The following is a 19273-nucleotide window of genomic DNA, read 5'->3' as shown; positions in this document are numbered from 1 at the left end:
ACTTCAGAGCGTCATCACTGACCAGTTGCATCACTTCAGATTCTGGAAAAGCAGTCAGAAGGTGTCTGACTGCCTAAAATTCAGAGAGCATTATTTTACTGACAGGCTTCTTCCAGCATCGCCACTGCCGGGAGCTTCTTGCCTTCTACAAACTCCAGGAAGGCACCGCCGCCCGTAGATATGTAGGATACCCGGTCTTTAATTCCATACTTGTCGATTGCGGCCAGAGTATCACCTCCACCGGCGATAGAGAAAGCGTCAGACTCGGCTATGGCCAGAGACATGGAGCGAGTGCCTTCACCAAACTGGTCAAATTCAAAGACACCCACAGGGCCATTCCAAAGAATGGTTTTAGAGGACTTCAGAACTTCATTGAACAGTTTCTGGGTTTGGGGGCCTACGTCAAAGATCATGTCGTCGTCTTCTACTTCTGATACCTGTTTAACGACAGCGGTTTCATTTTCATCAAATTTCTTACCGCAAATTACATCTACAGGCATAGGTACGTTAACCTTTTCCATCAGTGCCCTGGCATTAGGGATCAGATCTTCTTCGTAAAGGGATTTACCGACATTGTGACCGGCAGCAGCGAGAAAGGTGTTGGCGATACCGCCGCCCACGATCAGCTGGTCGCAGACGTCAGACAGGGATTCCAGTACCGTCAGTTTGGTGGAAACTTTGGAGCCACCCACGATGGCACACATTGGACGCTCAGGGTTTCCCAAGGCTTTACCCAGGGCATCCAGTTCACCCGCCAGCAGGGGGCCTGCACAAGCAATTTCAGCAAATTTACCCACGCCGTGAGTGGATGCCTGAGCACGGTGTGCGGTACCGAATGCATCCATTACATAGACATCGCACAGGGCTGCCATTTTTTTAGACAGTGCTTCATCATCGTTCTTTTCACCCCTGTTGAAACGCACGTTCTCAAGAATGACCAGTTCACCCTCGGCAACGTCAAAACCACCGTCGACCCAGTCTTTGATCAGGCGAACCTCTTTGCCTAGCAGGTTGCCAATGTAGTCTGCAACAGGCTTCAGGGAGAACTGTTTGTCGTACTCACCTTCTGTCGGACGACCCAGATGAGAGGTTGCCATGACTTTGGCACCGGATTCCAGAGCGCGCTTAATGGTGGGCAGAGAAGCAAGGATTCGTGCATCGCTGGTGACTTTGCCATCTTTGACCGGAACGTTGAGGTCTTCACGGATCAGGACTCGTTTGCCAGCCAGATCCAGGTCGGTCATTTTCAATAGGTTCATCAGGGTCTCTCCCTATGCACGGGGTCAATGAAGATTGACTGCTGTCTGGATGAGACAACAGTACTGAAGGGTAGAATTGGCATGGACAATAGCACAAAAATATGGCGCCCGGTACGTACCTTTAGCCTGATATGAACCAAATCAACAGGCTTTCAGGAGTTAACGCGGGACAACAAAAATTCCATTGTAAAATCGTCGGTCAACAGACTCGGAAGGAAGGTTTAACAGAATTGGACAGAATGTGTGATCAGTTGCTGAACCGGCATTTATACAAAAGCTGAAAGGGCTGCACAAAGCAGCCCTTTTATTAAATGTATCGATTACAGACCTGCTGCAGTTCTCAATGCGTCAGCCTTGTCGGTGCGCTCCCAGGAAAATTCTTCCTCTTCACGACCAAAGTGACCGTATGCCGCAGTAGCCTGATAAATTGGACGCTTCAGGTCCAGCATATCGATCAGACCTTTAGGACGCAGATCGAAATGCTCACGAACCAGCTCTTCAATTTTGGTATCAACAATCTTGCCAGTACCGAAAGTATCAATAGAGATAGACGTGGGCTCGGCAACGCCAATCGCATAAGATACCTGGATCTCGCACTTGTCAGCCAGGCCAGCAGCCACAACGTTCTTGGCCACGTAACGACCTGCGTAAGCAGCAGAACGGTCAACCTTTGACGGGTCCTTGCCAGAGAAGGCACCGCCACCGTGACGAGCCATACCACCGTAGGTGTCTACAATGATTTTGCGCCCTGTCAGACCACAATCACCTACCGGGCCTCCAATCACGAAAATACCGGTTGGATTAATGTGGTAACGGGTCTCTTCATGGAGCCATTGCGCAGGCAGAACCGGCTTGATGACTTTTTCCAGAATTTCTTTCTGCAGTTCTTCCTGGGAGATGTCAGGGTGGTGCTGTGTCGACAGCACCACGGCGTCCACACTTTGTATTTTGCCTTCGCTGTCGTAACGCATGGTGACCTGGCTTTTGGCATCCGGGCGCAACCAGGGCAGGGTACCGTTTTTACGCAGCTCGGCCTGACGCTTAACCAACGCGTGAGAATAGTAGATAGGGGCAGGCATCAGTACCGGTGTTTCATTGGTCGCGTAACCAAACATCAGACCCTGGTCACCCGCGCCCTGTTCATGCCCATCTGTTTCATCAACACCGACAGCGATGTCCGGAGACTGTTTGCCAATAGCATTCAGAACGGCCACACAATCACCGTCAAAGCCGAGGTCACCATGGTTGTAACCAATGTCAGTGACCACTTTACGAACCAGTTCTTCGATATCAACGTAAGTGTCGGTACGCACTTCACCCGCTACAATCACCATGCCGGTTTTTACCATGGTTTCAACCGCGACACGGGCTTCCGGATCATCCTTGAGGATGGCGTCCAGAATAGCGTCGGAAATCTGGTCGGCAATCTTGTCCGGATGACCTTCGGAAACCGACTCGGAAGTGAATAGCGTGTAATCTGCCATAGTCGTCTTTCGCCTCTTGAAACTATTCAGCCCAGGGTTTAAAAAACCGCCTGACCTGAATCTGAAAACCATTACGCAGCCCCAGATACTGGGACTCACCTATTGCCAGACCTGCATCCAGTGCCCAACCGTCAAGGTCTTCAACACTGAATCCAAGCCACAAATCGCCACAGGATTCCCGCACCCAATCCTGATTGTGACTGCTGAGTTCACTGACCAGCATACTGCCACCGGGCTTCAACAGTTCTGAAACGCGGGTGAAAATACCAGAAGGGCTGGCTACATGGTGTAACACCATGTTAGCCACTATGCAGTCAAACTGACCTTCCAGCGCATTCAGGGTATCTATTTCCCCATGAATGCACTCAACGTTTTTCAGACCCCGCTCTTTTACCCTCTGTTGACTGATGGCCAGCATTTCTGCGGAATTGTCCACAGCATAGACCCGCTGAAAATTCTCACTCAGCGTTGCCAGGAAATCGCCCTCACCCGGTCCCAGCTCCAACACCCGCTGATGGTCAGGCAGTTCAGTTTTTTCCAGAACGTCGGCCACACATCGGGCGTAGAGATCATGATCAGCAATGAGTTCCTGATGCTGACGAAACTGATCCACATTACGGGCAAAGAACGCCATGGATTGCTCCGCCCTTTGGCCTCTGACTTTTAATAGACGACCGGTCAGGGAAGGCGACAACGACAAAGTGTCGACCGCTGAAAAAAGGGAACGCATGACATCACTACTGATTCCTTCCGGAGGGGGCAGCGCCCGGCGGTAAAAAATGGTATTACCTTCCTTGCGGGTACTCACAAGTCCGGCCTGAGAGAGAACCTTGAGATGGTGGCTCATGGCAGGCTGACGCATATCGAAGAGGCTGCTGAGTTCAAGCACCCCGAAAGAGTCTGTGCTCAGAACTCTCAGGATTTCAAGCCTCAGTACGTCGCCATAGGCTTTTCCCAGAGCGGCAAGCTGTTCGACTGATCCTGATTCCGACACGCAAGGCTCCTCACCGCTGCACCGTTGACTTCTCGCAGACGGCCAGAAGATCCTATTCCGTCTATCCAGGGCGGAAGTCTAGCAAGCAGTACATGGTATATCAAAACTTTTTGATATAGATATTCATACGGGACGGGGTGATTTAACCTATGTCGACCTGCCGAGTGGGTTTATCACCGCGACAATGCAAATTGAGTGTGCAAATTGGATGCAAGCAATAACCTTAGTTGACCCGGATGAATTTGCTTTGATTTTCCGTTGACTCGTCTATTAGTGTAGGGCTGAGAATTGACCGCGAATTCACCGGAGAGGCCAGATGCTTACGGTTACCCAATTGGCCAGAATGTTCGATATATCACGTACTACCATTCTCTACTATGAGCGTGAAGGTCTGTTAATGCCTCACACTCGATCCGGGAATGGCTACCGATGGTATGGGCAATATGAAATCAAGCGCCTTGAAGCGATTATGGCTTATCGTGCTTTCGGAATACCGATCAGCAATATTGTACGGCTTCTCGACGGTGAAGACGAAATGGAGCAGGAACGCATTTTGCGTGGCCAGCTGATGGCTCTTGAGCACGAGATCCAGAAGTTGCGTCAACAGCAAAAGGCTATCGTGTTGCTTCTTAAACAACCTTCATTACTGGAGCAAAATATGGTCAACAAAGATCGTTGGGTAGAGATTATGAAAGCGGCCGGGTTCAGCGAGGAGGATATGAAAAGCTGGCATCAGCAGTTTGAAAAAATGGAGCCGCAGGCACATCAGGAATTCCTGGAGTCCCTGAGCATTGATAAAGAGGAAATCGATAAAATCCGCGTCTGGTCCAGACAGCCTTGAAGACACCCGATATTTTCAGAGTCGAGGGTATCAGTAAAATGTTCAGGTGATTCAGGATAGTCATATATAGCGATTTCAGTTTCCGACTGAAGGCATTAGAATAGCGCCAATTTTAAAACAGACTGGATCTTCGGAGCCCTGATTCCTATGTCCTCACGTCGTGAGCTAGCCAATGCCATCCGCGCCCTGAGTATGGACGCTGTACAGAAAGCCAAGTCCGGACACCCCGGTGCCCCAATGGGTATGGCTGATATTGCTGAAGTATTATGGCGTGATTATCTGAATCACAACCCGGCTAACCCCCAATGGGCTGACCGTGACCGTTTTGTTCTGTCCAACGGTCATGGTTCCATGCTGCTTTACTCTCTGCTGCACCTGAGCGGTTACGATGTGTCTGTTGAAGACCTCAAGAGCTTCCGCCAGTTGCACTCCAAAACCGCAGGCCACCCTGAGTATGGTTACGCTCCGGGCATCGAGACCACTACCGGTCCTCTGGGGCAGGGTATTGCCAATGCTGTGGGTATGGCTGTTGCTGAAAAGACCCTGGCTGCACAGTTCAACCGTGAAGGTCACGAAATTGTTGACCACAACACCTATGTCTTCATGGGCGACGGCTGCATGATGGAAGGTATCTCCCACGAGGTGTGCTCGCTGGCAGGGACTCTGGAACTGGGCAAACTGATCGTTTTCTACGACGACAACGGCATCTCTATTGATGGCGAAGTAGAAGGCTGGTTCACCGACAACACCGTTCAGCGTTTCGAATCCTACAACTGGCACGTTGTTCCAAATGTTGACGGTCACGATCCGGAAGCGATTCGTGCTGCTATTGAGGCCGGTCGTGCTGAAAAAACCAAACCTACCCTGATCTGCTGCAAGACTGTCATCGGTTTTGGTTCTCCCAACAAGGAAGGCAAGGAAGATTGCCATGGTGCACCTCTGGGTGACGAAGAGATCAAACTGACCCGCGAGCGTCTGGGTTGGGAACACCCTGCTTTTGAAATCCCGTCCGACATCTACAGCCAATGGGATGCCAAAGAAGCCGGTGCTGCCAAAGAAAGCGCATGGAACGAAAAGTTTGCTACCTACCAGGCTGCTCACCCGGAACTGGCTGCTGAATACCTTCGTCGTCAAAAAGGCGAACTGCCTGCTGACTTCTCTGCAAAGGCCGATGATTTCATCAAATCCTGTCAGGTAGAAGGTGAGAAAGTGGCCAGTCGTAAAGCTTCCCAGAATACTCTGAATGCTTTTGGTCCTTTGTTGCCTGAACTGCTGGGTGGTTCTGCTGACCTGGCGGGCTCAAACCTGACCTTGTGGAGCGGTTCCAAAGGCGTTAAACCTGCTGACGCCAGCGGCAACTATGTCTTCTACGGTGTGCGTGAATTCGGCATGACCGCGATGATGAATGGTATTGCCCTGCACGGCGGTTTTATCCCTTACGGTGCCACCTTCCTGGTCTTTATGGAATACGCCTGCAATGCTGTGCGTATGGCCGCTCTGATGAAGCAGCGCGCTATTCTGGTTTACACTCACGACTCGATTGGTCTGGGTGAAGACGGCCCTACTCACCAGCCGGTAGAACAGATTGCCAGCCTGCGCATGACACCAGACGTGAATGCCTGGCGACCCTGTGACACCGTTGAGTCGGCGGTGGCCTGGAAACATGCGATCGAGCGTGAAGATGGCCCTACTGCACTGATCTTCTCCCGTCAGGGGCTGCCCTGTATGCACCGTGAAGCTGATCAGGTGGCCGACATTGCCCGTGGTGGTTATGTACTGAAGGATTGCGAAGGCACTCCCGAACTGATCCTGATCGCTACCGGTTCTGAAGTGGAACTGGCCATGAACGCTGAAGCTGCCCTGACTGCCGAGGGTCGCAAGGTTCGCGTGGTATCCATGCCATCTACTGACGTCTTCGATGCTCAGGATGCGCAATACAAGCAGAGTGTTCTGCCTCTGGAAGTCCCTGCCCGTATCGCGATTGAAGCCGCAGCAGCTGATTTCTGGTACAAGTACGTTGGTCTGGACGGACGGATAATCGGCATGACCACTTATGGTGAGTCTGCGCCGGCCGGTGACCTTTTCCCATACTTCGGGTTTACTGTAGAAAATATTGTTGCTGCGGCTGAAGAAATTCTGGACTGATAAGTACTTGGAAATCATTGCTCTGAATGGCTTTTAAAAGTCTTTGAAAAAACGGCAGATGATTGATATCAACTGCCGTTTTTTTTGTTCTGCTATAAGAAGAAGTTTCTCGATTTTAATTGTGAAACGGTAACCCAGGTTTGTTTTCCATTAAAAATTGTATTCGTTAAATGCTTTTTCAATTCTTCAATACTTTTAGGCGTTAATTTATCTATAAAAGTTTTTTTTCGTGGTCCGGTTTTCCCCGAAAATAGATGTGAAGCCAGATCATTTAAAATTGAAGATTTATCAGAAAAAATGATTTTGAGAAGGATCTTCTGAGAGAGAGCTAATTCTGTATCAATGTCAGCAAGAGTTGCGGGTGCATCATTTGCTCTGTGAATCTCATGTAGTGTTTCTATGATCTCATCAATTTCATCAGCAAGTTCTTCTGGCAGTATAATCTCTTTGTTCATCGTTCTTGCTGATCTTTTTTCCCCAGCGTGTAAATCTTTTAGATTCAGCTTTTTAACCCTGTCGATTATCTTGTTTCTTTGTTCTTCGGTTGTTTTTTCCACATCTGACTTGCTGAAGTCTATTTCAGAGTCTTCCTTATTTTTATCGTAATCGAATAAAAGTTCTTCTCCTGGTTTAATATCTTTTGTAGTGACAACTCTCAGTTGAAGACTGTCCTGATCCCCCCATTTTACAGTCATACTGCCTGAATAGCGTATAACGATATTGGGATCCTTGGAGTGATTAAGGAATCGGATATCCTTATTACCGTCACGACCAATTTCAATGGCCGGTCTGCCAGATTTTGCAATAGACGCGCCCGACCATACGACAAAGGAGTCATTTTCCGGGAATTCGACCTTACTGTTCACAGTGTTCATCGTAAAGACATGATATTTGCGGGTACAAGAATTACGGATTCTGTACACCAATGGTCCTTCGTAGTCACATACTTCCTCATCCTTTTTGAAGCTCCGGGTAGCAATGACACCGGTACCGTGAACCACGCCTGCTGTTGAGGTTTTGATACCGGGAGTGGATTCAGTGCCTGGAGATGATGGTGTTGTTGCTCTTTCTGAATCCGGAGATTCAGGGGAATACATCGCTTCTTGTCCATTAGTAAAAGGGTTCCCATTATTCTGAGTAAAACGGAGAAGTTCAGAAGATATCAAGTCGCTGAAAGATGACAGGCTTTTTATGATGTTTGAATAATTTTCTCCGGGCACTACCCTGGTCTTTCTGGCTTTTAAAAGAACCATTGTATGGTTAAATATCGTCTCCGTATCATCAAAACAACCACTATTGCAACTGGATGGCAGAGATTTCCCGGCTGCTGCGTTTCCTTCAACTTGCCGCAAGCATGATTTCTTTGCCGGTGGAGCAGCCGTGTCTTTTTCGTCAAATCGACGTAAGGTTGGCATTTGGCGAAGATCTGATCCAGATCCAGTGGGTTGCATTGATATATCCTCAATGGTTTTCTTGATATTTCACTGTTATTGACCGTAATAATCGTTTTAAGTTCAAAAGCGTCTCAGGTGCTACCTCAAAAATAGTGATCTACCCAATTCATAATTATTTGTATCGCTGTTTCTTTACAAAAGTGGTCAGCCACGTATTCAGCCATCAACCCGTGGTTATGTGCTGCGTCTACCCATGTTCGGATGAGCACAACGGTAGATTGGTCTGAAAAAAACAGCCATCCCAAAAGTGCTTCTAACGCTGGAAACTCTGTTCCCATACAACTATTTCCCATCTGTTGGAAGGGGTATAAGTACTCATCCGTACGGAATCGAATATTTCTGGCTTATTGGGCAGATGCTCTGCAAGGCACAACGACGGGAACATAGGAAGCTATGTGACCAGAGTCGCAACGCAGCAGGACTGCATGGATGCAGGAGTTAGAGCAATCCAGGATCAGTTGCCGCGAGTGCCTGAACAATGAGTCAGTAAATATGATTTCGTATGGTTGAGTACCTAACCGCAGAGCTGACTGGCAGCATAGCTGTCCCCGTCAGGTGATTCGTTAGGTGGCGTGTTACTTTTTGGCCAGGTGGTTTACGATTGTTATGAGCAGTTCTTCAGACTTGTCGAAGCGCTTGTTGACATCTTGTTTGAAGATATATAAATCTCTTTTGTAACCCATCTGTTCTTCAAGTATTAGCGACATTGTGCCTTCCATACCAAGCAAAAGCTTGTCGTATTGCCCAATGCGGTCTTGGAGGGAATGAACTTCATCTTTTAACTCGGCTATCTCTGCCTTTTCTACGGTCATCGGTCAAACCTCATTATTATTGACTGCAGAGCAATCATAGCAGAGATTAACGAGAAGACACCTAAAAAACTAAAACCTGACTGTAATTTGAGGCTCTCTTGATTTGGCAGATCAATGGATTTGACTTAAGGTGTTAATCATTTCATAGCAAGAGCTGTTAGATTCAAGCATTTAAGAAGTTAACTGGAGTAGATGCAAGAAAAGTCATGGGTTATACACCCATGATTATCTCTCTAACATAGCTCTGATAATAAACTGGGCATGAGAAGGAGGTATATTATTATTTATCTCAATATTTGTTACTCCAGAGTCAGGAAGGAAGGCAATTGCAACATCGGGTTCTCTAAAAGGTGGTAAATTCCTTTCATTACGATAGTCTGTGAGTAATTTTTTGATTGCAGAGAATGAAGCGCCATTATCTTTGTGACTAAACGCACTATTAAGAAAGTCAACACAATGGCCCGCTCCATCAACAATTTCAGTGTTGGCTTCCCACCTTAATAATTGCTCCACAACATTTGCATGTCTGCCAATCACTGCAAGCATGAGTGCTGTTCGCCCACTAGTTCCATTGACTACATCAAACGTCTGATCTAATTGTTCCTGATTCACATACAGAGCCTTCACTAAATCCAGTTTTCCGAATCTGCAGGCAAGAGCAAAAGGAGTAATGGCAAAGTAGTAAAGATTATTAACAACAGGAAATGATCTTGTGCACTTGGAAATTTCATCGGCCCCATACTCGGATATCAACCTTTTAGCTTCTGCAATATCAGCGTCGGTACTATCAGCGTTTGTAATGACCGATACGAGTCTATCTACAAACTCTTCGAGCTTGTCACGGCCTGTAGAGGTAGCCATGGCACCACTTTTCATCGTTTTGCACGGTTGAGATTCGGTATCCGGGTCATCAGGGGATGTACTTTTCTGTGCATTGAAATTATTCCCACAGTCGCTTCGATCAGCGTCATATGCCTGAGAAGACAGATCAATGTTTCGATCCGCTAAGGGAGTAGCAGATGCCTGATTATATCCTTGTGAAATCATTTGTGACTGTGGTTCAGTGATTTTGACACCGACACCTAAAAAAATCGCACCATTCTCATCCAGTGTAATTGAAACCTTCACATCAATATGTAGTGGTTGCTGAATGCTAGTCATTGGGATATCCATATCTAAACAACTCCGTAAGTAATTGTGTTTGAAAACGACTGTGAGTTTTGATATCACAATAAGTTAGACAATACTAATTAACTGAAGTTCCTTCTTATATTTCGAAAACGCAAATTTCTCAAAAAGGACGAGTCATTCAGGATAACACACCATGTCTTGGTGCTAAGATATTCCTCGCAGCGTTAATGTTAAAATTCTCCGTATGATCACAAACAAGGCATTTAAAACCTGCCTGTAATTTGAGGCTCTCCTGATTTGGCAGATCAATGGATTTGACTTAAGGTGTTAATCATTTCATAGCAAGGACTGTTATATCCAAGCACCTAAGAAATTGACCGGAACAGATGCAAGGTAAGTCATGGGTTACACACCCATGACTATTCCTTGGATAAAGATTCATCTGTCTTCCGTCGTCTGTCTTCTGTCATCTGAAACTTACACCCCCCACGACTATTCACTGGATAAAGATTCGAGAAGGTTCGGGTTTTCAGAAAAGAGGTGTTCCAGTAGCTCCGGGGCTTCACGACGGAGACGACTGACAAAACCCGGATTTTCAGAAAAGAATTTTTCAAGTGCTTTCGGCTGTGTAGTAAGGAGATATATCAGAAACTCCGGGCTTTCACGACCGATCTGCATGAGACAACCCGGGTTTTCAGAAAGGTATTGTTCAAAAATTTCCGGATGTTCAGAAAGGGCTGCTGGAAAGTTAATAGTAATACCCATTTCCCCAGTATCTTCAATGTAATAACCATCCGCAGCGGGTTCTTTATAAGGTGGTAGATTCTTTTCTTTGCGATAGTCTACTAATAATTCTCTGATTTTAATGTATGTATCTTGCCTGCTTCTGTTAAAAACTGAATTAAGCTCATCAGCACAACGGTTATTTTCATCAAGAATTTGAGGATCAGCCCCCAAGTCTAATAATTGCTTCACTACATCTGCATGGCCATGATTAACTGCAAGCATGAGTGCCGTCCTTCCATTAACCCCATTTTCCATATCAAATGCCTGGTTTAATTGTTGCTGATTCACGTACAGAGCCTTCACTAAATCCAGCTTACCGAATCTGCATGCAAGAGCAAAAAGAGTAATAGCAGGGTAATGTCTAGTGATATTTGTATGATAAGAAAACGGGACTGTTAACTTGGCAAGTTCATCGGCACCGTACTCGGATATCAACCTTGCGGCTTCCGAAGTATCAGCGTCAGTGCTTTCAGGGTCTGTAATCACTTTAACAAGGCTCTCTGCAAAAGGCTCCAGATTGTCGCGCCCGGTAGAGATAGCCATAGCCTCACCTTTCATTGATTTGCAAAGTTGAGATATGGTGCCCGAGTCATCAGTGAATGGCCTTTTTTGTGCTTTGAAACTATCACTACAATCACTTTGAGCCGCTTCATTTGAAGTTGAAGCTTGTGCATACGCTTCAATATCACGATCCACGATGGATCTAGCAGAGTTTTGGGTATCACTTTTTGGTAAATTTACTTGTGTTGGTAGCTCCAAAGTTGAGAAAACGTAAATCGAAGAAACCTTATCATTCTTATCCCGTGTAACTTTAGTAGTCACTTCTTTAGTAGTCGCACCATCATAATTTAATGGACCAATGCCAGCTTTTGATGATATATCCATATTCAAACATCTCCGTAAGTAATTTTATGTAAATAAGTACCTGGCCAGTTGGTTTCGCGTATTCTGGCGAGTGGATTTTTTCATCCTTCAAGGCGCAACGACGGGCGCGTAGCCATAGCTACGCAACCAGAGTTGGAACGCAGAAGGATGGAAAAAGCCGCCGTCCAGAATATGCGAAACCAACTGGTTAGGTACTTAATCTTGGGAATTTCATCCCGTTGTCACGTATAGACAGCGATAATCAACCAAGGTTCCCTCTTAGTTTTGAAAAAAACGCAAATTGCTCAAAAAAGACCGGGAGGCTGAGAACTTAATGTGAGTTTGTAGACCACTTCAATCAGCTCGTTGACGCCCTTCTCTCTCAGGTTGGTTGATGCCGGTGCGCTGTGTGTGTCCAGCTTAATTACTTCAAACTGCGGTGAATAAAGTGCTCTGACTTCATGCTCCTCTACTGAGAAAGGCGGGCCGGGCACCAGGTCCTGATCGTACTCAACAGTGATTAATAGGCCTTCTTGTAAATGGGGCGCAGCGTTTGCCAGATGGTTGACGTACTGCTGTCTCATCTCCTGGGGTAATGCAACCAGAGCAGCACGGTCGTAAAAAACGGTGCTTTGGATGGAACCTTCCGGCAAAGCAAAAAAATCACCTTCGAGGATATGGATATCATCGGCTTGCCAATGTCGGTAACCCTGAGCCTCTTTCACTGCCGGTTGCAGTGCCTGTTCCTGATAGAAGGACTCAACCGCTGTTTTTACCAACTCGGTGCCGATCACTTCCAGCCCCTGCTGCCTGAGCCAGACCATATCCAGGCTTTTGCCACACAATGGCACCAGCACTGACCGGGCTTCTGACAGGTTCAGTTGTGGCCAGTATTTCAATAATGTCGAGTTGAACTCAGATCTGTGGAAACCAATCCGTCCTTCTTTCCAGCGATTAACCCAGTCAGGATTGCTCATTGTGTCCTCTCATGCATTTAAGTCGTGTTTGGTTTGATTTTGGCGATCAGCACCGACGAAACACTGACAACGGCGAAGCTCAAGAGCCTATACCAGAGTGCAACCCTGATATTATAAATTTACCTATCAAATATATTTTTTTATGTCGATAAGATTTAAGATAGCGGTGTAAAATCGCCATCTCTTCTGTATACGACAGCGAACTTATTTTTATTCCTCAATCCTGCGACGGCAGTGTCGCAACCTTTCACTTGTGCAGCTCAAACAGAAGGAATACAGCACAAACATTTAATGATTTCAGCGCCTCATCCGCTTGATCGAAGGAAGTACATGACCATCAATATCGAAAGCAGTCCTGAGCCAAAAGCAACCAGGCAAGAAGATAAAAAGCAGGGCATTTCAATGAGCCATAGCCGTGACAGGCTACTTTTCATATTGACCCTGGGCGCTTTAACCGCACTTGGCCCTATGGCAGTGGATCTCTATCTCCCGGCAATCCCCGCGATAGCAGAAGATATGGGAGAACCCCTGAGCATTATCCAGTATACACTCAGTGCCTACACCGTAGGCTTTGCCCTGGGACAGCTGTTGTACGGACCTCTCTCAGACCGCTTTGGTCGCAGAAAAATCATGTTTCCGGGTCTGGTTGCTTTTCTTGTTACCAGTGTCTTGGCTTCGCTCTGTGAAAACGGCTTGCAACTGATTATTGTCCGGGTTCTGCAAGCTATGGCCGCCTCTGCGGTTATGGTCACTATTCCTGCCATGGTTCGGGATCTGTTCTCAAGGCAGCAAAGCGCAAAGATTATGTCGTCTATTTTAATGGTCATGACAATAGCTCCTCTGATTGCCCCCCTGCTGGGAGGTCAGATGCTTAAATTCATGGGTTGGGAAAGTCTGTTTATTTTTCTGGCTGTCATGTCCGCACTTGCCATGGTGCTGGCCGCTTCAAAAGTTCCGGAAACCCTCCCGGAGGAGAAAAGACTGGTGATTCCTGCCAGTCAGCTGTTCCTGATCTATTTGTCCGTCCTGAAAAACCGGGAAGCTATGGGCTGTATCCTCTGCCATGGGTTTTTCTTTGGCGGTATGTTTGCCTTTATTGCCGGCTCACCCTACGTGTATATCGAGCTGTATGGGGTCAAGCCAGAGCATTACGGCCTGCTGTTTGCTGTCAATATTATGGCCATGATGGTCATGAATATGATCAATATCCGTCTGATAGATCGCCTGCCACTGTTCACTATCCTGAAAACAGGGAGCATTCTAGCCAGCATCAGCGCAGTAGTGATGTTGGTTAATGCAAAGTTTGAGATCGGCGGGCTGGTTGGGTTGATGATTCCTGTCGTGATTTACGTCAGCTGTATTGGTCTGACAGGCCCTAACTCCAACGCTCTGGCCCTGTCTCACTTTCCAAGGTCTGCGGGCACAGCCAATGCTATGTCCGGTGCACTTCGCTTTACCATTGGCGGTGTTTCTTCTGCGGTGGTTGGTCTTTTGCATAATGGAACTGATGTACCTATGACAGCGGTAGTAGCCGTTTGTGGTTTGCTCTCTTTCGTATCCTTGCTAATAGTCAGGAATAAGGGTGTGCCATTGGATGAAGTGATGCCGGAAGACACATCCGATTCTGAAGTCCGGACTTCCGCCTGATCGTCAGGAACAAGCGCCCTGCCCTGGCAACAAGGTAGGGCAAATATTTTTTATCCCTTCACAAGTTGCGCTTATAATACCGCCTCAATTCAGCAGTAATGAGCCTGACAGCAAGACTATGTTTCGAATAGCCATCAACGGGTACGGCCGTGTCGGCCAGTGTGTTCTTCGTGCTCTTTACGAGAATGGTTATCGCAAAGACTTGCAGGTTGTCGCCATTAACGAGTTGTCCGATGAGGACACCCTGACCTATCTGACTCGCTATGACACCACTCACGGTCGCTTTCCAGCCAAGGTAGAATCGGAGGAAAATCAGCTCATAGTGGCAGGCGACCGGATTCAGCTTATTCACGAAGCCCGGCCTGAAAATATTGACTGGAAAAGTCTTGATATTGATCTGTTGCTGGAGTGTTCAGGGTCTTTCAATGACAGGGCAATGGCAGAGCAACACATAGAGAGTGGAGCCAGAAAGCTGCTTTTTTCACAGCCCGCTCAACCGGATGTAGACGCCACTATTGTTTATGGTATCAATGAGCAGGATCTCAGTCGTGATCAGCGCATTGTCTCCAGCGCTTCGTGCACCACCAATTGCATTGTTCCTGTTATCAAGACACTGAATGACGCCCTTGGTATTGAGTACGGTAGTATCACAACTATTCATTCAGCGATGAATGATCAACCGGTGATTGATGCTTATCATCACAGTGATCTCAGGCTGACCCGCAGTGCGTTGCAGTCCATCATCCCTGTAGATACCGGCCTGGCAAAGGGCATCGACAGATTGCTTCCTGACCTTGGGGGGTGCTTCGAAGCCAATTCAATCAGGGTGCCCACCATTAATGTTTCCTGCATGGATCTCTGCGTTCATGTCAATCAGGAGACAACCGGAGAGGAAGTTAACCGGATTCTGGAACAGGCTACCCATGGACATCTGGAGGGGATTCTGGGTTTCTCTAATGAACCCCACGCATCCGTAGACTTCAACCATGATGCCCGCTCATGCGTGGTCGATGGTACCCAGACCAAGGTGACTTCAGGCAAGCTGATCAAGCTGCTTTGCTGGTTTGATAACGAGTGGGGGTTCTCCAACCGTATGCTGGATGTGGCCAACCACTGGCTGAGGCAATAGGAAAAAGCTGGCCGGTTGATTGAATTCCCGACCTGTTGCTTATTTGAAATCTATATCAAAAAAAATTGATATAGGTTGGTGCGACTGTTAGACTTCAACCTGTTTTCGGTAATTACGCATAACAGGATCATACCCATGAGCGCTACTCCTGCAGTTGTTCAGAGCTTTACTGACTATCGAGTTGCCGACATTTCCCTGGCCGAGTGGGGTCGCCGCGAAATTCAGATCGCAGAAGGTGAAATGCCTGCACTGATGACTATCCGCCAGAAGTACCATGATCAGCAGCCTCTGAAAGGCGCGAAGATCATGGGCTGCATTCACATGACCATTCAGACCGCTGTACTGATTGAAACCCTCGTCGATCTGGGGGCTGAGGTCCGCTGGTCTTCCTGCAACATTTTTTCCACCCAGGATCACGCTGCTGCAGCAATAGCTGCTGTGGGTATTCCTGTATTCGCCTGGAAGGGGGAGACGGAAGAAGAATTCTGGTGGTGTATCGAGCAGACCATTCTGACAGAAGAAGGCCAGCCCTGGGATGCCAATATGATTCTGGACGACGGTGGCGACCTGACTCTGATGCTGCACGACAAGTACCCTGAAATTCTGGATAACATCCACGGTATCTCCGAAGAGACCACCACCGGGGTTCATCGTCTGCTGGAAATGCTGGAAAAAGGCACTCTGAAAGTACCAGCGATTAACGTTAACGACGCGGTTACCAAGAGCAAGAACGACAATAAATACGGCTGTCGTCACTCACTGAATGATGCAATCAAGCGGGGTACAGATCACCTGCTGGCGGGCAAAAAAGCCCTGGTTATCGGTTACGGTGATGTTGGTAAAGGTTCTGCGGCTTCCCTGCGCCAGGAAGGCATGATCGTTAAGGTCACCGAGATTGATCCTATCTGTGCCATGCAGGCTTGCATGGACGGCTTTGAAGTGGTTTCTCCTTACATCAACGGTGTCAACGATGGCACTGCTGCCAGCATTAACAAAGACTTGCTGGGTACTACCGACATGCTGGTAACCACCACCGGTAACTTGCATGTTTGTGATCGTGAAATGCTGAAAGCGCTGAAGAGTAGCTGTGTCGTCTGCAACATTGGTCACTTTGATACCGAAATTGATACGGCTTTCATGAGAGAAACATGGGAGTGGGAAGAAGTTAAGCCCCAGGTCCACAAGATTTGGCGTGACAAGGGCAGCAATGATCATCTGATTCTGCTCTCGGAAGGTCGCCTGGTCAATCTGGGTAACGCCACAGGTCATCCATCGCGTATCATGGACGGTTCATTTGCCAACCAGGTCCTGGCCCAGATTCATCTGTATGAAGAAGGCTTTGCCAATCTGCCCGCTGCCGAGAAGGCTGATAACCTGTATGTGAAGGTTCTGCCCAAGAAACTGGACGAAGAGGTGGCAAGCTACATGGTTCAGGGCTTTGGCGGGGTAATTACCCAGCTGACCCAACAGCAGGCAGACTACATTAATGTCGCTGTTGAAGGTCCATTCAAAGCGGATGAGTACAAGTACTGATCTGCACTGAGCCTGCGTCTCTGCGCAGGCTCCTGACGCTTATAGAGAACCGTAAGCGACAGAACAGTGATAAAGGTTTTAATTAACGATGACAACTAACGATAAAAAGCTGACAATCAGCTTTGAATTTTTTCCGACCAAAACGGAAGAGGGTGCTAAAAAGCTCGATCAGACAGCGATTGAGCTCTCCAAATGTCAGCCAGAATTCTTCTCTGTGACCTATGGTGCTGGCGGTTCCACCCGAGACAGAACCCTTGATACCGTCATAAGCGTTCGCAACTGCACTGATATTCCTGCTGCGCCTCACCTCTCTTGTGTGGGCGATAGCAAAGCGCAATTGAAAAGTTTGCTTGAGCAATACCAGAGTCTGGGAATTAATCGTATTGTTGCTTTACGCGGCGATCTGCCATCGGGTATGGGGCGCTCAAACGGTGAGCTGCAGTATGCCAATGAACTGGTGGAATTTATCCGGGCCGAAACCGGTGATCATTTTCATCTGGAGGTTGCTGCTTATCCGGAAGCCCACCCCCAGGCGCAAAACTTTGAAGTGGATCTGATGCACTTCAAACGCAAGGTTGATGCCGGTGCCAGTTCAGCTATTACCCAGTACTTCTTTAACGCTGACAGCTATTTTAACTTTGTTGATCGTGCCACAGGTCTGGGGATTGATCTGCCGATTATCCCGGGTATTATGCCTATCACCAACTACACCCGTCTGGCTCGTTTCTCCGATGCCTGCGGTGCAGAAATTCCACGCTGGATTCGCAAGCAGCTGGAAGCCTACGGTGATGATATCGGCAGCATCAAGCAGTTTGGTGAAGAGGTAGTTACCCGGATGTGTGAAAGGCTCATTGAGCAAGGGGTTCCGGGGTTGCATTTCTACGCCCTGAATCAGGCTGCACCCTCCAGAGTCATCTGTCAGAACCTCAGGCTGGTTTGATCCTGCGGCCAACGCTTCTGGCCGCACGCAGTCCATAGCCTTTCTGTACTCCTGAGAATTACGGCCTCGCCATGAGAACGTCATGAGAAACCCTCGAATCTATACCGATCAGCCTCTGGCAAAAGATCAGGTCGTTGAGCTGAGTGACAGTGCTGCCAATCATGTCGGTAAAGTCCTGCGCATGAGGCCTGAAGAGTCTCTTATCCTGTTTAATGGGCAGGGCGCTTCATGGCAGGGTAGAATCAAGTCTGTGGCAAAAAAAAACGTTGCAGTTGTCCTGGAAGCAGAAATAAGCCTGGTCACGGAATCCCCCTTGAAAGTCCACGTCGGGCAGAGTCTTAGCAGGGGTGAACGAATGGATTACGCTATCCAGAAGGCTACCGAGATGGGCGTGACCGAAATAACGCCGCTCTTTTCCGAGCGCTGTGAAGTCAGGTTGAATGCCGAGCGCCAGGAAAAGCGAGCCAGACACTGGCAACAAATAGCCATCAGTGCCTGTGAGCAGTGTGGCTTGAACAGAGTTCCGGTGATTCACTCGCCAGAGCCTGTTGCGGATTGGATGGCAAAGCAAAACGCTGACCTGAAATTTGTGCTTCACCATCGAACCGATAAAAAACTGGAGGGATTCGTTCCTCCAGAAACGGTTTCTCTTTTGATCGGTCCCGAAGGTGGCTTGACTCAGGAAGAAATTACCAGCGCCGAGTCGTCAGGCTTTCATGCCCTTGCACTGGGCCCGAGAGTCCTGAGAACGGAAACCGCCCCGGTCACTGCAATCAGTGTGATGCAGTATCTCTGGGGCGATCTGTAAACATTGCCGAGAGCTGTTGTTCCACTTTTTCAAGATCAGGAATGGCAGCAGGAATTTCCTTGATAATGACCCTGAATGTTTCTGCTGAACCTGTATCTGCCTCGATAGCGGGTTGAACGTCACCCGCTGTCAGATCTAATGTCCTGGGGATACCCTGTATCACCATGCCATAAAAAGGCAGCTGCTCATTTCCGGTACTGCTGTGCATTACTGCAATCCGTGCCGTTGCAGAGAACTCTGCAAAACGACCACCGTTGATTCGTTCAAAGGAAATCAGGGGTAGTGTTTGTCCCCGCCAGTCAATTTCACCGAGAAACCATGAGTTTTTCTCTCTGTTACCCGATGGACGACTGTAGTCTACAACATCGGCAATACAGGAGGCAGGCAGCAGAAGTGGCTTCTGCTGCATCGGGATCAAACGGGACTTCAGGCTTCTGCTTTCCATAGGTTCAGGACTGCCCGTCATGAC

Annotated in this window: 16 protein-coding genes; 7 read left to right on the top strand and 9 right to left on the bottom strand. The window is 48.0% G+C overall.

Annotation, left to right across the window (positions count from 1 at the left end):
* Positions 1-95: 95 nt before the first annotated feature.
* The 3 genes from ACOMG9_RS23365 to ACOMG9_RS23355 form a co-directional block, all read right to left on the bottom strand.
* The gene (locus ACOMG9_RS23365) at positions 96-1259 is read right to left on the bottom strand and encodes a phosphoglycerate kinase (RefSeq protein ID WP_448218758.1); all 1164 of its coding nucleotides are present in this window, start codon (positions 1257-1259) and stop codon (positions 96-98) included.
* 320 nt (positions 1260-1579) lie between these two features.
* Positions 1580-2743: a methionine adenosyltransferase gene (gene metK, locus ACOMG9_RS23360; protein ID WP_448218759.1), complete on the bottom strand. Its 1164-nt coding sequence runs from the start codon at positions 2741-2743 to the stop codon at positions 1580-1582.
* Positions 2744-2765: 22 nt separating this feature from the next.
* Positions 2766-3737, bottom strand: a complete 972-nt coding sequence (locus tag ACOMG9_RS23355; RefSeq protein ID WP_422135829.1) for an ArsR/SmtB family transcription factor — start codon at positions 3735-3737, stop codon at positions 2766-2768.
* Positions 3738-4053: 316 nt separating this feature from the next.
* On the opposite strand from ACOMG9_RS23355, the gene ACOMG9_RS23350 reads away from it, so the two are divergent.
* Both ACOMG9_RS23350 and tkt read left to right on the top strand, forming a co-directional pair.
* Entirely contained in the window at positions 4054-4578 is a 525-nt protein-coding gene (locus ACOMG9_RS23350) for a MerR family transcriptional regulator (protein ID WP_448218760.1), read from the top strand.
* Positions 4579-4725: 147 nt separating this feature from the next.
* Positions 4726-6723: a transketolase gene (tkt, locus tag ACOMG9_RS23345; protein WP_448218761.1), complete on the top strand. Its 1998-nt coding sequence runs from the start codon at positions 4726-4728 to the stop codon at positions 6721-6723.
* A 92-nt stretch (positions 6724-6815) separates the two neighbouring features.
* On the opposite strand, the gene ACOMG9_RS23340 is transcribed toward tkt, so the two are convergent.
* The 5 genes from ACOMG9_RS23340 to ACOMG9_RS23320 all read right to left on the bottom strand — a co-directional run bounded on the left by ACOMG9_RS23340 (position 6816) and on the right by ACOMG9_RS23320 (position 12747).
* Positions 6816-8174, bottom strand: coding sequence for an SET domain-containing protein (locus tag ACOMG9_RS23340; protein WP_448218762.1), 1359 nt, complete (start codon positions 8172-8174; stop codon positions 6816-6818).
* Between the two features lie 578 nt (positions 8175-8752).
* Complete coding sequence (locus tag ACOMG9_RS23335) at positions 8753-8989, bottom strand: hypothetical protein (RefSeq protein WP_448218763.1); 237 nt, start codon at positions 8987-8989, stop codon at positions 8753-8755.
* A gap of 225 nt (positions 8990-9214) precedes the next feature.
* Positions 9215-10150, bottom strand: coding sequence for an ankyrin repeat domain-containing protein (locus tag ACOMG9_RS23330; RefSeq protein ID WP_494529511.1), 936 nt, complete (start codon positions 10148-10150; stop codon positions 9215-9217).
* A 462-nt stretch (positions 10151-10612) separates the two neighbouring features.
* Positions 10613-11791, bottom strand: a complete 1179-nt coding sequence (locus ACOMG9_RS23325; protein ID WP_448218766.1) for an ankyrin repeat domain-containing protein — start codon at positions 11789-11791, stop codon at positions 10613-10615.
* 284 nt (positions 11792-12075) lie between these two features.
* Positions 12076-12747 (bottom strand): thiopurine S-methyltransferase, encoded by a 672-nt coding sequence (locus tag ACOMG9_RS23320; RefSeq protein ID WP_494529510.1) that lies wholly within the window; start codon positions 12745-12747, stop codon positions 12076-12078.
* Between the two features lie 330 nt (positions 12748-13077).
* Between ACOMG9_RS23320 and ACOMG9_RS23315 the strand changes: the two genes are divergently transcribed.
* The 5 genes from ACOMG9_RS23315 to ACOMG9_RS23295 all read left to right on the top strand — a co-directional run bounded on the left by ACOMG9_RS23315 (position 13078) and on the right by ACOMG9_RS23295 (position 18804).
* Positions 13078-14394: a Bcr/CflA family multidrug efflux MFS transporter gene (locus tag ACOMG9_RS23315; RefSeq protein ID WP_448218768.1), complete on the top strand. Its 1317-nt coding sequence runs from the start codon at positions 13078-13080 to the stop codon at positions 14392-14394.
* 118 nt (positions 14395-14512) lie between these two features.
* The gene (locus tag ACOMG9_RS23310; protein WP_448218769.1) at positions 14513-15523 is read left to right on the top strand and encodes a type I glyceraldehyde-3-phosphate dehydrogenase; all 1011 of its coding nucleotides are present in this window, start codon (positions 14513-14515) and stop codon (positions 15521-15523) included.
* Between the two features lie 135 nt (positions 15524-15658).
* The gene (gene ahcY / locus ACOMG9_RS23305; protein ID WP_448218770.1) at positions 15659-17056 is read left to right on the top strand and encodes an adenosylhomocysteinase; all 1398 of its coding nucleotides are present in this window, start codon (positions 15659-15661) and stop codon (positions 17054-17056) included.
* Between the two features lie 88 nt (positions 17057-17144).
* Complete coding sequence (gene metF, locus ACOMG9_RS23300) at positions 17145-17996, top strand: methylenetetrahydrofolate reductase [NAD(P)H] (protein WP_448218771.1); 852 nt, start codon at positions 17145-17147, stop codon at positions 17994-17996.
* Between the two features lie 82 nt (positions 17997-18078).
* Entirely contained in the window at positions 18079-18804 is a 726-nt protein-coding gene (locus ACOMG9_RS23295) for a 16S rRNA (uracil(1498)-N(3))-methyltransferase (protein ID WP_448218772.1), read from the top strand.
* Here the strand turns inward: ACOMG9_RS23295 and ACOMG9_RS23290 are convergent.
* Positions 18770-19270, bottom strand: coding sequence for a chemotaxis protein CheW (locus ACOMG9_RS23290; protein ID WP_448218773.1), 501 nt, complete (start codon positions 19268-19270; stop codon positions 18770-18772). The two genes, ACOMG9_RS23295 and ACOMG9_RS23290, sit on opposite strands and share 35 nt — an antisense overlap.
* Between the last annotated feature and the right edge of the window lie 3 nt (positions 19271-19273).

It is taken from the genome of Endozoicomonas sp. PH6C (assembly GCF_059322965.1).
This window is presented reverse-complemented; position numbering and strand designations above follow the sequence as displayed.